The organism is Terrabacter aerolatus, assembly GCF_007991735.1.
GTDB lineage: Bacteria > Actinomycetota > Actinomycetes > Actinomycetales > Dermatophilaceae > Terrabacter > Terrabacter aerolatus.
Map to the genome: position 1 here is coordinate 28,135 of NZ_BJYX01000010.1, position 13,562 is coordinate 41,696.

Annotated in this window: 14 protein-coding genes; 6 read left to right on the top strand and 8 right to left on the bottom strand. The window is 72.1% G+C overall.

Features of this window, described 5'->3' with window-relative positions:
* Window positions 1-15: 15 nt before the first annotated feature.
* Window positions 16-1,275 carry an HD-GYP domain-containing protein gene (locus TAE01_RS10780; RefSeq protein ID WP_246111271.1) on the bottom strand — a complete coding sequence of 420 codons (1,260 nt, stop codon included), beginning with the start codon at window positions 1,273-1,275 and terminating at the stop codon, window positions 16-18.
* A gap of 29 nt (window positions 1,276-1,304) precedes the next feature.
* Window positions 1,305-2,618: an HD-GYP domain-containing protein gene (locus TAE01_RS10785; RefSeq protein ID WP_246111272.1), complete on the bottom strand. Its 1,314-nt coding sequence runs from the start codon at window positions 2,616-2,618 to the stop codon at window positions 1,305-1,307.
* A gap of 463 nt (window positions 2,619-3,081) precedes the next feature.
* Here TAE01_RS10785 and TAE01_RS21195 point away from each other — a divergent pair, with 463 nt between their 5' ends.
* Window positions 3,082-3,156: a 50S ribosomal protein bL37 gene (locus TAE01_RS21195; protein ID WP_369791897.1), complete on the top strand. Its 75-nt coding sequence runs from the start codon at window positions 3,082-3,084 to the stop codon at window positions 3,154-3,156.
* 120 nt (window positions 3,157-3,276) lie between these two features.
* On the opposite strand, the gene rsrA is transcribed toward TAE01_RS21195, so the two are convergent.
* From rsrA to TAE01_RS10805, 4 genes are all read right to left on the bottom strand, one after another.
* Window positions 3,277-3,570 (bottom strand): mycothiol system anti-sigma-R factor, encoded by a 294-nt coding sequence (rsrA, locus tag TAE01_RS10790; protein ID WP_147066263.1) that lies wholly within the window; start codon window positions 3,568-3,570, stop codon window positions 3,277-3,279.
* Entirely contained in the window at window positions 3,567-4,385 is an 819-nt protein-coding gene (locus TAE01_RS10795) for a sigma-70 family RNA polymerase sigma factor (protein WP_246111273.1), read from the bottom strand. Before TAE01_RS10795 ends, rsrA begins: the two co-directional genes overlap by 4 nt.
* 113 nt (window positions 4,386-4,498) lie before the next feature.
* Entirely contained in the window at window positions 4,499-5,140 is a 642-nt protein-coding gene (locus TAE01_RS10800; protein WP_147066267.1) for an alpha/beta hydrolase family protein, read from the bottom strand.
* Complete coding sequence (locus TAE01_RS10805; RefSeq protein ID WP_147066269.1) at window positions 5,137-5,991, bottom strand: SOS response-associated peptidase; 855 nt, start codon at window positions 5,989-5,991, stop codon at window positions 5,137-5,139. The genes TAE01_RS10800 and TAE01_RS10805 overlap by 4 nt, the downstream gene beginning before the upstream one ends.
* A gap of 147 nt (window positions 5,992-6,138) precedes the next feature.
* On the opposite strand from TAE01_RS10805, the gene TAE01_RS10810 reads away from it, so the two are divergent.
* The 5 genes from TAE01_RS10810 to TAE01_RS10830 all read left to right on the top strand — a co-directional run bounded on the left by TAE01_RS10810 (window position 6,139) and on the right by TAE01_RS10830 (window position 10,651).
* Window positions 6,139-6,669: a DoxX family membrane protein gene (locus TAE01_RS10810; protein WP_147066271.1), complete on the top strand. Its 531-nt coding sequence runs from the start codon at window positions 6,139-6,141 to the stop codon at window positions 6,667-6,669.
* A 37-nt stretch (window positions 6,670-6,706) separates the two neighbouring features.
* Window positions 6,707-8,068, top strand: a complete 1,362-nt coding sequence (aroA, locus tag TAE01_RS10815; protein WP_147066273.1) for a 3-phosphoshikimate 1-carboxyvinyltransferase — start codon at window positions 6,707-6,709, stop codon at window positions 8,066-8,068.
* Window positions 8,065-9,111: a ribosome small subunit-dependent GTPase A gene (rsgA, locus tag TAE01_RS10820; RefSeq protein WP_147066275.1), complete on the top strand. Its 1,047-nt coding sequence runs from the start codon at window positions 8,065-8,067 to the stop codon at window positions 9,109-9,111. The genes aroA and rsgA overlap by 4 nt, the downstream gene beginning before the upstream one ends.
* A gap of 66 nt (window positions 9,112-9,177) precedes the next feature.
* Complete coding sequence (hisN, locus tag TAE01_RS10825; protein ID WP_147066277.1) at window positions 9,178-9,969, top strand: histidinol-phosphatase; 792 nt, start codon at window positions 9,178-9,180, stop codon at window positions 9,967-9,969.
* A 55-nt stretch (window positions 9,970-10,024) separates the two neighbouring features.
* Window positions 10,025-10,651, top strand: a complete 627-nt coding sequence (locus TAE01_RS10830; protein ID WP_147066279.1) for a GNAT family N-acetyltransferase — start codon at window positions 10,025-10,027, stop codon at window positions 10,649-10,651.
* A gap of 76 nt (window positions 10,652-10,727) precedes the next feature.
* Here TAE01_RS10830 and TAE01_RS10835 read toward each other — a convergent pair whose 3' ends face one another.
* Complete coding sequence (locus TAE01_RS10835; RefSeq protein ID WP_147066281.1) at window positions 10,728-12,116, bottom strand: M16 family metallopeptidase; 1,389 nt, start codon at window positions 12,114-12,116, stop codon at window positions 10,728-10,730.
* Window positions 12,113-13,519, bottom strand: coding sequence for a M16 family metallopeptidase (locus TAE01_RS10840; protein WP_246111274.1), 1,407 nt, complete (start codon window positions 13,517-13,519; stop codon window positions 12,113-12,115). Before TAE01_RS10840 ends, TAE01_RS10835 begins: the two co-directional genes overlap by 4 nt.
* Between the last annotated feature and the right edge of the window lie 43 nt (window positions 13,520-13,562).

Genomic DNA, 13,562 nt, shown 5'->3' on the forward strand with positions numbered 1-13,562 from the left:
CTTGTGACGCCTCTCTCAGTCCTGGTCCGCGCCCGGGCCGATCGAGGTGAGCAGGGCGTCGACGACGCGCGGGTCGTACTCGTAGCCGAGCCCCAGGTAGATCCGCTCGACGGCTGCCTCTCGTGCCCGCGCGCTCCGCGCTCCAGCGGTGAGGTCCTCGTAGGCGTTGACGACCTTGACGATGCGGCTCGTCAGCGGGATCTCCTCCCCGAGCTCTCGCACCTGGCGGTAGGGCGTCGTCTGGTGCTCGAGGATCCGGGCCACGCCCTCGAAGACGCCGGTCTCGCGGACGATGGCCACCGAGTCGGCCTCGATGCGGCGCTGGTCCGCCGGCGCGGCCAGGACCGTGGCCCCGCCGGGGATCGGCTCGACCAGCGCCACCTGCCCGATGTCGTGCAGCAGCGCGGCGTACTCGAGATCGAGCAGCTCGCGCTCCGAGAGTCCCAGCTCCCTGCCGACGCGGACCGACAGGGCGGCCACCCGCTCGGAGTGTCCGGACGGCGTGTAACCCGCCACGTCGGTCAGTCGCGACAGGGTCCTGATGCTCTGGAGGTACGTGGCGCGGATGCTGACGTACCGGCGGAAGGCGAAGAGGGTGAGCACGAGCGGCATGAGGAAGAGCGGGAGCGCCGCGATGCCCATCGCCGGCGCGGCCAGCGCGATGAGCACGCCGGTGACCGCGACGGCCATGGACATGGCGAACGACGACCGGACCTCCTCGACGAAGGTGCGTCGCAGGTTGGCGGCGGCCGACAGCACGCGCAAGACCGAGGTGAACAGGGTGTCGGCCACGAGGGCGAGCATCGTGATGCCCAGCATCACGACCGCGCGTTGCCACGGCACGAGGCCGTCGGGCGGGGCCGGCGCCCCGGGCGACTGACCGAGGTGGGCCACCCGGTAGAGGATGGTCACGACGGCGATCGCCACGAGGCGCCCGGTCGTCTCGACGATGTTCGACGCGCGGCCGGCCAGCACGCGCGTGGCAGTGCCCACCGTCATCGCGAAGGCAGTGACGGCCACGACGAATGCGGCACCGTAGGTCACGAAGCGCCCGGGCGAGATCTCGGTCGTCAGCGCGAAGGCGAAGGCGCTGGCCATCGCTATGGGTGCCGAGCCACGGAACCCCGGCGCCGAAAGCAGAAGCCACTCGCCCAGCACGATGGCCACGGCGAAGGCGGCGGAGAGCCACAGCCCGTCCCGGGCACCGCCGGTGGGGACGTCACCGGTCACGAAGGTGACGACGACGGAGATGAGCAGGCCTGAGAGCCCGAGCACCAGGGCGAAAGGCCGTCGGGCCGCGCCGATCACCGGTCCACCACTGTCGACGCGGCCTGCGGGCGACCGTGCTTCTCCAGGGCTGCGAGAACCGCGGTGACGACGGTCGGGTCGAATCGGCCCGGGTCGGACTGGAGCGTGCGCGCCACGTCGGCGGTGTCGATGTCGGGCAGCAGCGTGCCTGCCATGCCCGTCACATCTTCCACCGCCCCTGCGACGGCGACGATCCGGGCCGCGATGGGGATCTCCGTCCCGACCAGACCGTCGGGACGCCCGTCACCGTCGAAGCGCTCGTGCTGGTGGCGGATGCCGGACCGCGCGTCCTCGAGGAAGTCGATGCCCTCGATCATCCGTGCTCCCATGACGGAGTGCCGGTCGATGACGCGCCGCTCGGCCACGCTGACCGCCTCGGGGGCGCGCCGCAGCAGCCGCGTCGGTACCCCGAGGTGACCGATCTCGTGAAGAGTCGCGGCGTAGCGCACCGTCTCGATCTGGTGCGGTCCTAGCCCGAGCTCCTCGGCGATCCACTCGGCGAGGCGAGCCTCGCGCCGGCTCCGGTCCACCGCAGACGGCTCCTTGGTGCCGAGCGCCGTCACCAGCGTCTCGACGACGCGTTCGTGGGAGCGCAACTCCTCACCGAACTGGACGAAGGCCCATCGGGCGGCGAGCAACGGCGCCATGATCAGCAGGGCGCTGAAGGCACCGAGGTCGACGGGGTACCACAGCACGACGAAGAGGAAGCCGATGACGCCGTAGCCGACGTAGGCGACGCCCGAGCTCACGAGCACTCGGCGAACGAAGACCCAGAAGGGGACCCCTTGGAACAGGGTGATGGCGCCGGAGAGCAGGACCGCGTTGGTCAGGCACTGGATCACGTCGGCGACGATGAGGGGTAGCCCGACCCGCAGCGCGAGCTGCCCGAATCCGGAGACCTGGTCGAGATCCTGGGCTCCACCGATGGCGAGGTAGACGCCTGCACCGACGAGTCCGATGATGCCGGTCATCGCGATGTTGAAGACCCGCTGGAACCACATGACCTTGGGGTCGCGCTCGATGGCCTGCGAGAGCACTCCGACACACCACGCACCAAACGGACCCAGGATCGCGGCCGAGGCGAGCAGGATGATCGACAGGAACGAGAAGCCGATCCGCGACGTGACCGTGGGCTCGCGCAAGTTGAAGCTGAGGATCCCCATCGCCGACAGCAGCAGCAGGGGGGCCAGGTCCGGGTGGCGCCCGTAGCGCCAGGCCAGCAGGCCGAGCGCCATCGACGCGACCGCTAGGCCTGCGATGTAGTACGGACCCGCCCGCGACGGCGACGGGATCTCGGTTCGGCTGGTCACGTCCTATTCATGCCCGAAGACGGTTCGGTCCTGCAACCATGGAGGCCGCAGGACCGAACGGTGTCTTGGTAGGACGTGTCTCAGCTGCCCCACGTCCACGTGTTGGCGAAGTAGGCCAGAGCACGGGTGGTGAAGTCAGAGGAGTTGGCAGCGAGAGCGGAGAGCAGGGCAGCGAACATGGTGGGGGCTCCTTCATTGCGTTGATGTTCCGGATGCGTGCGCCATGGAGGGGCGGTGCTCGCGGCAGCACAGAACAACTGAGGTTTCCCTCAGCGCTCATGATGCCCACGATAGGAAGGCGCACGGAACAAGACCCGACCGAAACGGGCGGATCTATACCAAGATTTTAAGGTTCGAGGGGCAACCCCGCAGCCGATTGGGCCGGCTGGGTGCCGATGTGGAAGAATCGGTGCATCGTGCCCGCACGGGCCGAAGCACCCAGCAGTTCCAAGGAGAGCCGACGATGAGCAAGCGCGCCCGCAAGCGCCGCTCCCGCAAGGGCAACGCCGCCAACCACGGCCGCAAGCCCAACGCCTGAGCCGCAGACGTCAAAGGCCCGCACCCGATCGTCTCGGGGCGGGCCTTCGTCGTGTCCGGGGGCCGACGACCTGGATCGTCGTCGTCGGGAGTGGCGTCGGGAGTGGCGTCGGGAGTGCGGTCAGCCCCGGTCGACCTGGATCATCGTCATCGAGATGCGCGACATGATCGTCATGCGCAGCGCCTCGGGCGCCTGCTCGCACTCGCACGACCGCTTGATGAGCGACTTGAGGGTCGTGTCGAGGTCGTACTCCTTGAGGCACGGCCCGCACTCGTCGAGGTGCGCCTGGATCTTCGCGCACTCGTCGGGTCCCAGCTCGCCGTCGAGGTACTCGTACACCCGCAGCAGGGCCTCGGAGCAGTCCGTGCGAGACGTCTCCCCGCCCGGTGCTCCGGCAGTCGTCTGGTCGCTCATGACCGACCTCCTTCGGTGCTCGCGTCCTTGGCGCCCTTGGCCGTGCCGGCGGCCGCGAAGCCCCGGTCGGCGGCATACTCCGACAGCAGCTCGCGCAGCTGGCGTCGACCGCGGTGCAGACGACTCATGACGGTGCCGATGGGCGTGTCCATGATCTCGGCGATCTCCTTGTAGGAGTAACCCTCGACGTCGGCGAAGTAGACCGCGAGGCGGAACTCCTCGGGGATCGCCTGCAGCGCCCGCTTCACGTCGCTGTCGGGCAGGTGGTCGAGCGCCTCGGCCTCGGCCGAGCGCAGCCCCACCGACGTGTGCGACTCGGCACGCGCGAGCTGGTAGTCCTCGATCTGGGCCGCGTCGGACTCCAGCGGCTGGCGCTGCTTCTTGCGGTAGCTGTTGATGTAGGTGTTGGTGAGGATGCGGTACATCCACGCCTTGAGGTTGGTGCCCGGCTTGTACTGGTGGAAGGCGGCGTACGCCTTCGCGAACGTCTCCTGGACGAGGTCCTCGGCGTCGCTCGGGTTGCGCGTCGTGCGCAGGGCGGCGCTGTAGAGCTGGTCCAGCAGCGGCATCGCCTCACGCTCGAAGCGCGCCCGGCGCTGCGGCTCGGTCTCGCTCGAGACGTCGACGCTCGCGTCGGCCCGCGCGACGTCCTCGGGGTCGGCACCCGGGGCCGGGACCGGCGTCGAGGTCGCCGGGGAGGTCGCCGGGGAGGTCGCGGAGGAGGTCGTGGCCGTAGCGGCCGTCGTGGCGGCCTCGGTGCTGGGGTCCGCGAGCCGCACGGCGGCGCTCGGATCGGTCTTCTTGTCCTTTGCCATCGCCTCCCAGCCTAGACCGGTGGGCTGCGGCAGCAGACCGCGCTCGACCGGCACGGTCCTGACGCTCTCGGGCTCACGGGTGGGGCAGGTGACCATGCCCGGTGCAACGACGCCTAGCCGGGCAGCATTCCCGCGACCGAGGTCACCGCCTCGGTGAGCGCCGCGCGTGAGCTGCCGGGGAAGCTGTGGGCGCCGGGCACCTCGAGGAGCGTGGTGCCTCGCGGCAGGTGGGGGCGCACCTCGTCCGGGGTGCCGAACGCATCCCCCGACCCCTGGATGACCCACGAGGGGTCGGGGGCGAGGGCGAGCTCGTCGGCACGCGACCGGTCGGGCCGTCCAGGCGGGTGGAGGGGGAAGCTCAGCAGCAGGGCCGCGTCCGCCTCGAGTGCCCCCGCCGTGCGGCAGGCGACGCGCGCCCCCGCGCTGCGGCCGCCGACGACGAGCGGTCTGGGCAGGTGTCCGCGGCCGGTCAGGAGCGCCTCGACCATCGGCACCCAGGCGAGGTCGAGGGTCGGCGGGCGGCCGGCCACCCGACGGCCGGCCACGAGCCACGGCTGCTCGACGATGACGACCGCCCAGCCTGCCGCGACGAGGACCTCCCGGGCGATGGCGAGATCGATCGCGCCGAGCCCTCCCCCCGCGCCGTGACCGAGCGCGACGGTGCCGCAGGGGCGCGGCGGTCGGTGGATGTGGGCGCGACCGGGACCGCCGGGGGTCTCGATCTCGCGCACGGTCGTGCGGGTCAGTGCCGTCACGCGCCGATCACCTCGCCGGTCATCGGGTCGACGACGCCCTCGAGCTCGGACTCCGGGACGGGCTCGACGAGCGCGGGCCCGTTGTTGCCCGTGGCCCCGACGGCCCGGCTGACGGGGTGGGCCTCGAAGCGGCCGGGGTCGGCGAAGTCGAGCACCCCCTGCACGTATCCCGGGTCCTTCTCGTCGGGGTCGAGCCACTGCTCCCACTGCTCGGGCTCGAGCACGAGCGGCTGTCGGTCGTGGATGCGGTCCATGCCGGGGTCGGCCGCGGTCGTGATGATGGTGAACGTCGTGAGCCAGGCCGCCGGGTCGCCGTCGGGCAGCTCGCGGTCGCGCCAGAACTCGTAGAGGCCGGCGAAGGCGACGGGGGCGCCGTCGGCGCGGTGGATGAAGAACGGCTGCTTGCGCGGCTTGCCCTTGGCGTCGACGGCGGTCGGCGAGACCTGCCACTCGTACCAGCCCTCCGCCGGGACGATGCAGCGCCGCGAGAGCGCGGCCTTGGCGAAGGCGCCCTTGCCCAGGACCGACTCGGCCCGCGCGTTCGTCATCCGCAGGCCCATCTTGACGTCCTTGGACCACGACGGCACCAGGCCCCAGGTCAGGAGCCGGAGCTGGCGCGTGGCCGGCACCGGCCCGTCCGCGGGGTCTGCCGCGTCGTCTCCCCGCGGACGACGCGTCAGCACGACCGGCGCCTGCTTCGAGGGAGCCATGTTCCAGTCCGGCTCACCCGCCGGTGGGCTCTGCGGGTTCTTGAGCACGCTGCGCGCCGGCTCGCCGGTGTGGTCCTCGTCGACGTCGAAGGCCTCGATGAGCTCGTCGGGCCGCGCGCTCGCGGCATACCTCCCGCACATGCGCCACAGCGTATGCCGGGGCGGCCGCCCGGCGTCCCGACGTGGGCGTGCCCCCGGCTCCTCGGGGTATGTCGATACCGTAGGTGTCCACACGTCCACGATGGCCACGGCGCGTTCGCACGCACTGCGGCCAGAGGAGGAAATCGTATGATCGTCCGCCGTCTCGCCCGTCCGCTCCTCGCGTCCGTCTTCGTCGCCGCCGGCGTCGAGGCCCTGCGCAACCCCGCCGCACGCACCCCACAGGCTGCACACCTGCTCCAGAAGGTGCCGGGCCAGGTCCCCGGAGCCGACGTCGCCGCGAAGGACCCCGACCTCTTCGTCCGGGTCAACGGCGCCGCCCTCCTCGGTGGGGGCCTCCTGCTCGCCACCGGTCGTATGCCGCGCCTCGCCTCGACCGTGCTCGCCGCCTCGGTCGTCCCGACGACCGCGATCGAGCACGCCTTCTGGGAGGAGACCGACCCGACGCGCAAGTCGCAGAGCCGCAGCCTCTTCCTCAAGAACGTGGGCCTGCTCGGCGGCCTGCTCCTCGCCGCCGTCGACACCGAGGGCCGACCCGGCCTCGCCTGGCGCGCCCAGCACGCCACGAAGACGACGCGTCGCGAGGCCCGCCACGCCCAGCGGACCGCCCGGCGCGAGGCCCGCCTGCTGGCCCATCGAGCACAGGACGTCGTGAGCTGAGTTGAGTCCCGCCGATCCATCGCCCCACCCCACGTCCGTGACGACCGACACCGACGGCGCCGCCCACACCTCGGCGCAGCCCGACTGGGCCGCGCCGGTCGCCCCGGGCCTGCTCGACGCGACGGTGGTCCTGCCCGGCAGCAAGTCGCTGACCAACCGCTACCTCGTCCTCGCGGCCCTCGCGACCGAGCGGTCCCGTCTGCGGGCGCCCCTCCGGTCCCGCGACACCCTCCTCATGGCGGACGCCCTGCGGTCGCTGGGCGTGGGCATCGACGACGTCGTGCCGGAAGGTGAGGCGGTGGGCGGCGAGACCGTCCCCGACTGGGTCATCACGCCACCCGAGCGGCTCACCGGTGGAGTCGGCATCGACTGCGGGCTGGCCGGCACCGTAATGCGCTTCCTCCCGGCAGTCGCCGCCCTCGCCGACGGGCCGGTCCGTCTCGACGGCGACCCGCAGGCCCGGGTGCGGCCGATGGGTCCGGTGATCGACGCGCTCCGCACCCTCGGCGTGCACGTCGACGACGACGAGGGACACCTGCCGGTGACGGTCGACGGGCGCGGCCACGTGCCCGGCGGCGCCGTGACGATGGACGCGTCGGCGTCGTCGCAGTTCATCTCGGCCCTGCTGCTGGCCGGGGCCCGGTACGACGACGGTGTCACGGTCCACCACGACGGCAAGCCCGTGCCGAGCGAGCCGCACATCCTCATGACCGTCGAGACGCTGCGCGACGCCGGCGCCATCGTCGACGACAGCGAGCCGAACACGTGGCGCGTCGAGCCCTCGGAGATCAACGCGCTCGACGTGTCGGTCGAGCCGGACCTCAGCAACGCCGGACCCTTCGTCGCGGCAGCGCTCGTGGCCGGCGGGACCGTGCGCGTCCCAGGCTGGCCGCAGCACACGACACAGGCCGGCGACCTCCTGCGCGAGATCCTCGACACCATGGGGGCAGACGTGCGGCTCGACCGGTCGGGACTCACGGTCACCGGCAGCGGCGAGCTCGTCGGCATCGACATCGACCTGCACGACGCCGCCGAGCTGACCCCGACGGTCGCCGCGCTCGCCGCCCTCGCCTCGACCCCGAGCTGGATCCGGGGTGTCGCCCACATCCGGGGCCACGAGACAGATCGCCTCGCCGCCCTGACCGCCGAGCTCGGTGGTGTCGGCGCGCACGTCGTCGAGACTGCGGACGGCCTCCGGATCTCGCCGGCACCCTTGCGCGGCGGGCGTTTCCGCACCTATCACGACCACCGCATGGCCACTGCCGGCGCGATCATCGGCTTGCGGGTGCCTGGCGTCCACGTCGAGGACATCGACACGACGCGCAAGACCCTTCCCGACTTCGTCGGCCTGTGGCAGGGCATGCTCGACCCCTCCGGCAGCGTCGTGCTCGCGCGATGAGCTGGAGGGACCTCGACGAGGGCGACATCCGGGTCCGGCCGAGCCGCAAGGGGTCCAGGCCTCGCACCAAGGAGCGGCCGGCGCACGCCGACGCCGTCGTCGCCATGGTCATCGGGGTCGACCGCGGTCGCTACACGTGCCTGATCCCCCAGGGGGTCCTGGGCAAGAAGGAGCCCGAGCGCGTCGTCACCGCGATGAAGGCCCGCGACATCGGGCGCACCCGAGTCGTCGTGGGCGACGACGTCGCCCTCGTCGGTGACCTGGCGGGCGGGCCGGACGCGCTCGCCCGGATCGTACGCATCGAGGAGCGCCGTTCGGTGCTGCGTCGCACCGCGGACGACACCGACCCCTACGAGCGGATCATCGTGGCCAACGCCGACCAGCTCGTCATCGTCACCGCCCTGGCCGACCCCGAGCCCCGACCGCGGATGGTCGACCGGTGCCTCGTGGCGGCCTACGACGCCGACCTCGAGCCGCTCCTGGCCCTGACCAAGGCCGATCTCGTCGACCCCGCCGACTTCCTCGCCAACTACACCCCTCTCGAGGTCCAGCACGTCGTCACGTCGTGGAAGGACGGGGACTTCTCGGGCCTCGACGACCTGCGGGCCCGGCTCTCCGGGAAGGTCTCCGTCCTCGTCGGACACTCCGGGGTGGGCAAGAGCACTCTCGTCAACGGACTCGTGCCGGGGGCCCTGCGGGCGACAGGCATCGTCAACGACACCACCGGTCGCGGCCGACACACCTCGACCAACGCCGTGGCGCTGCGCCTGCGCGCCGCCGACGGCTCCGACGACGGCTGGGTCATCGACACGCCCGGCATCCGCTCGTTCGGACTCGCCCACATCGACGTCGACCACATCATCGACCACTTCCCCGACCTGGCCGAGGGGACGGACAACTGCCCCCGGGGCTGCACGCACGACGAGGAGGAGTGTGCGCTCGACGCCTGGGTCGCCGACGGTCACGCCGGCCCTGCGGGCGCGTCACGGCTCGAGTCGCTCCGTCGCCTGCTCGGCAGCAGGAGCACGACCGAGGAGCACTGAGCCGCAGCGGCATACGGCCCCGGTGTCGACTCCCCCGCCCGTGCCGGATGCCGCTAGGTTGACCCGGTGACCTCCTACGACGACGACCTCCGGCTGGCCCACGTCCTGGCGGATGCCGTCGAGCGGGTGACCATGGCGCGCTTCCGCGCCGCCGACCTCGTCGTCGAGAGCAAGCCCGACCTCACGCCCGTCACGGACGCCGACCGCGCCGCCGAGGAGCTCGTCCGGCTCCAGCTCAAACGCACCCGGCCGCGTGACGCCGTCGAGGGCGAGGAGTTCGAGGCGACGGGCCACGGCCCGCGTCGCTGGATCATCGACCCCATCGACGGCACGAAGAACTTCGTCCGCGGCGTGCCGGTGTGGGCCACCCTCATCGGCCTCGTCGTCGACAACGTGCCGGTGCTCGGACTCGTCGCGGCACCCGCGCTGCAGCGCCGCTGGTGGGCCGCCACGGGCTCGGGCGCCTGGAGCGGTCGTTCCCTGTCGTCGGCCAGGCGCATCTCCGTCTCGCAGGTGGGGCGGCTCGGCGACGCGTCGCTGTCGTACTCCTCCCTGGCCGGCTGGCGCGTCCGTGGCCGCCGCGACGACTTCCTCGACCTCATGGACGACTGCTGGCGCACCCGCGCCTACGGTGACTTCTGGTCCTACATGCTCGTCGCCGAGGGGGCTGCGGACATCGCCGCGGAGCCGGAGCTCGCCGTGCACGACATGGCGGCTCTCGTCGCCATCGTGCAGGAGGCCGGCGGCCGCTTCACCGGCCTCGACGGCCGCGACGGCTGCTGGAGCGGCAACGCCCTGGCCACGAACGGGCTGCTGCACGACGAGGTCCTCTCGCGCATCGGGACGGCATCGGAGTGAGACCGTCGAGCATCCACGAACGGGCGAGCCACGCCGGGCTGCTGAGCCTCTCGGCATGAACAGCCGTCCCGGAGACTCGCGCACCGGGGCCCGCCCGCTCGGCCCGACGACCCCGGGCGTGACCGTGCGTCCCGCGGGAGCCGACGACATCGCGACGTTGGCGAGGGTCGCAGCGGCGACGTTCGGACTTGCCTGCCCGCCGTCGATGAGCCTCGACCGGGTCGAGGCCTTCATCGCCGAGGTCCTCTCCCCCGAGCGCTTCGCCGGTTACCTGGCCGACCCGGCGCGCCACCTCCTGCTGGCCGAGGGTCCCGGGCTCGCGCTCGGCTACGCGATGCTCGTCGTCGGCGAGCCGACCGACGACGACGTCCGGGCCGCGATCCGGCTCCGGCCGACCGTCGAGCTGTCGAAGATCTACGTGCTGCCGCAGGCCCACGGCACCGGAGCCGCGTCGCTGCTCATGGCCGCCGCCCTCGAGTGGGCGCGGGGCGTGGGTGCCGTCGGCGTGTGGCTCGGGGTCAACCAGCAGAACGAGCGCGCCCAGCGCTTCTACGGCAAGAGCGGTTTCGAGCGGGTCGGCACCAAGCGCTTCCTCGTCGGCGGCGTCCACGAGGACGACTACGTCATGGAGCGTTCGCTCGGGCCGAGCGCTCCGGACCGAGGTGCCCACGGCTCGACGTGACGGTGGTTCGAGGTGATCCCGCACTTCGCCAGGGTGCCGACACCACCTCGAACCGCGGGGGTCGTCGGATCGAGGGTCAGGGGTCGGTGACCACGGTGACGGCGCCGAGTCCGAGCGCCTCGACCGCCTCGAGGTGCGCAGCGGCGTCACCGACGATGACGATGGTCCAGCCCGCCCCCGGGGCGTCCACGCCGATGCCCGCGCCCTCGGCGAAGTGCGCGAAGGCCGCGGCGACCCGAGCGCGGTCGACCGTTGCGAGGTCGCGCAGGTTGGCCGTCGTGAAGGCCGTCGTCCGACCGTCGAGCGCCATGCCGACCGCCTCGTCGGCGATGGCGTCAGCGGTGGCGTAGCGGCCGGGGGCCGTCTTGGAGATGAAGTCGACGCCCGAGCGGATCTCCTTGTCGCTGAACCCGTTTCGGCCGCCCTCCAGGATCTCGACGAGGAGGCGGAGCGACTCGGCGGTGGAGTCTGCTCGTACCGACCCGGAGGTGAGGAAGACACCACCGCGACGTCGCGGGCGGAAGCTCGACCTGATGCCGTAGGTGTAGCCCTTCTCCTCACGCAGGACGGCGTCGATGCGCGCATTCGGCGAGCCGCCGAGGACGAAGCCGAGCACCGGGTAGGGCGCCCACCCGCCCTCGACCGACCGGTCGGGGCCGGGGGCGCCGATGACGAACTCGGTCTGCACCGACCCCGGTCGGGACACGAACACGATGCGACCGCGGTCCGGCGCGAGGGCCGCGGCGTGCTGCAGGTGCCGCTCCCGCTGGCGCGGCCCCTTGGCCCAGCCGCCCAGCGCCGCCTCGACGAGCACCGGCACGTCGAGTCCCGAGAGGTCACCGGTGACGACGACCGTCACGCCGGAGGCGACGACGTGCTCGGCGTGGAAGGCCGCGACGTCGTCGCGGGTGATCGACGAGACCGTCTCGCGCGTGCCACCGGTCGGGCGCGACGACCGGTCCTCGGGCGCATAGAAGGTCCGCACGAACTCGAGGCCCGCCCGGTGCGCGGCGATCGAGCGCTCCTGCTCGATCTCGGCGATCCGGGTGCGCACCTGGCGGGCGACCTCGGACGTGGGGAAGGCCGGCTCGGTCAGGATCTGCCGCAGCAGGTCGAGCGCCGGCTCGAGGTTGCCCTTGACGACGTCGAGGTCGATCGACAGGCCGGCGTCGGCCATCCCGGCGCCGAAGCTGACCCCCTTGCGCTCGAGCAGCCGGGCGAACTCCTCGGCGGTGTGCTGCTCGGTGCCCTCGTCGAGGGTTCGGGCCATGATCGAGGCCACCCCCTCGCGGTCGCGCGGCTCGTCACGCAGCGACACCGGCAGACCGAGCCGGACCGACACGACGTACTGGCCGGGGACGTCGTAGGTGACCAGCCGGAGGCCGTTGGGCAGGTCGTAGGTGGCACCCTCGGGGAACTCCCACGGTTCGGGGGGTGCCACGACGGGGCGGGCGACGGTGGTCATGAGGCCTCCTCCGCCTCGCGGCGGTCCGTGTCGGTCTGGTCGTCGGCGGGGGCCGGCTGCTCGGCACCGGCACCGGCACCGTCGCCGGTCTCGCCGGTCTCGCCGGTCTCGTCGGTCTCGTCGGTCTCGTCGGTCTCGTCGGCGAGGTAGCGCACGACCGCCCGCGACGCCGGGTCGAGCCAGGCCGCCGCCGCGGCTCGCGCCTGCTCGGCGGTCACCGCGCGAATGCGGTCGACGAAGGTGTTGACATAGGCCGGGTCGCCCGTGAGCAACGCGTGGTGGCTGATGTGGTCGGCCCGCTCCTCGATGCTGGCGAGCGCGCTCAGCCACGAGCGCTCGGTGTCGGCGATGACCGACTCGAGCTCGGCGGCATCCGGCCCCTCCTCGATGAACCGCCGGATCTCCTCGCACACGGCGGCCTCGATCTCGTCGACGTCCGCGCCCACCGAGACGTCCACGGTGATCGTGCCGAGCCCGGACCCGTCGACGAGACCCATGGTCCAGCCACCCACGGCCACGGCCGTCTCGTCGGTGCGCACGAGGCGACGCACGAGCCGGGAGCTGGCGAGGCCACCGAGGACGTCGACGGCGACCTGGCACGCGAGGTAGTCGGGCGTCGTGTCGACGGGGAGCCGGAAGGAGATGTAGAGGCGGTCGTTCGGCACGTCACCGACCCGGTCGAGGTGCACCGGTTCGCGAAGCGGCGGCAGCTGGGGGTGCCGCTCGCGCTCGCGCAGCTCGATCGCGGGCAGCGGGCCGAAGTACGTCTCCGCGGCGGCGAAGCCCTCCTCGGGGGTCACGTCTCCGACGAGGGTCAGGACCGTGTTGTTGGGCCCGTAGTGCGCGCGGAAGAAGGCGTGGACGTCCTCGAGCGTCGCGGCGTCGAGGTCCTCCATCGAGCCGATCGTCGGATGGTGGTAGGGGTGGCCCTCGGGGAAGACGGTCGCGTAGATGTCGATGAGCGCCGACCCGTAGGGGACGTTGTCGTAGCGCTGGCGCTTCTCCTCCTTGACGACGTCGCGCTGGTTGTCGAGGTTCTCCTGCGTCAGGGCGTCGAGCAGGTGTCCGTGCCGGTCCGCCTCGAGCCACAGCGCGAGCTCGAGCGCACCGGTCGGCACGGTCTCGAAGTAGTTCGTGCGGTCGAACCACGTCGTCGCGTTGAGCCGGGCGCCTTCGTCCATGAGCGCCGAGAAGTGCTCGCCCGACGCGACGTTGCGGCTGCCCTGGAACATCAGGTGCTCGAAGAGGTGGGCGAACCCGGTGCGACCGGGGGTCTCGTGGCGGGAGCCGACGCCGACCCAGAGGTTCACCGCGACGTTGGGCACCGTGTGGTCCTCGCTGACGATGACGCGCAGGCCGTTGGCCAGGGTGCGCTCGGCGAGCGGGTAGGAGATCGCTGTCACGGCTCGACCCTATGCGACGCCGCCCTGCTCGTGAGTGGGCGTG

Coding starts and splice junctions, on each gene's coding strand:
- rsrA (WP_147066263.1), bottom strand. CDS start 3,570: ATGAGCGACCAGACGACTGCCGGAGCACCGGGCGGGGAGACGTCTCGC.
- rsgA (WP_147066275.1), top strand. CDS start 8,065: ATGAGCTGGAGGGACCTCGACGAGGGCGACATCCGGGTCCGGCCGAGC.
- TAE01_RS10830 (WP_147066279.1), top strand. CDS start 10,025: ATGAACAGCCGTCCCGGAGACTCGCGCACCGGGGCCCGCCCGCTCGGC.
- TAE01_RS10810 (WP_147066271.1), top strand. CDS start 6,139: ATGATCGTCCGCCGTCTCGCCCGTCCGCTCCTCGCGTCCGTCTTCGTC.
- TAE01_RS10795 (WP_246111273.1), bottom strand. CDS start 4,385: ATGGCAAAGGACAAGAAGACCGATCCGAGCGCCGCCGTGCGGCTCGCG.
- TAE01_RS10835 (WP_147066281.1), bottom strand. CDS start 12,116: ATGACCACCGTCGCCCGCCCCGTCGTGGCACCCCCCGAACCGTGGGAG.
- TAE01_RS10805 (WP_147066269.1), bottom strand. CDS start 5,991: ATGTGCGGGAGGTATGCCGCGAGCGCGCGGCCCGACGAGCTCATCGAG.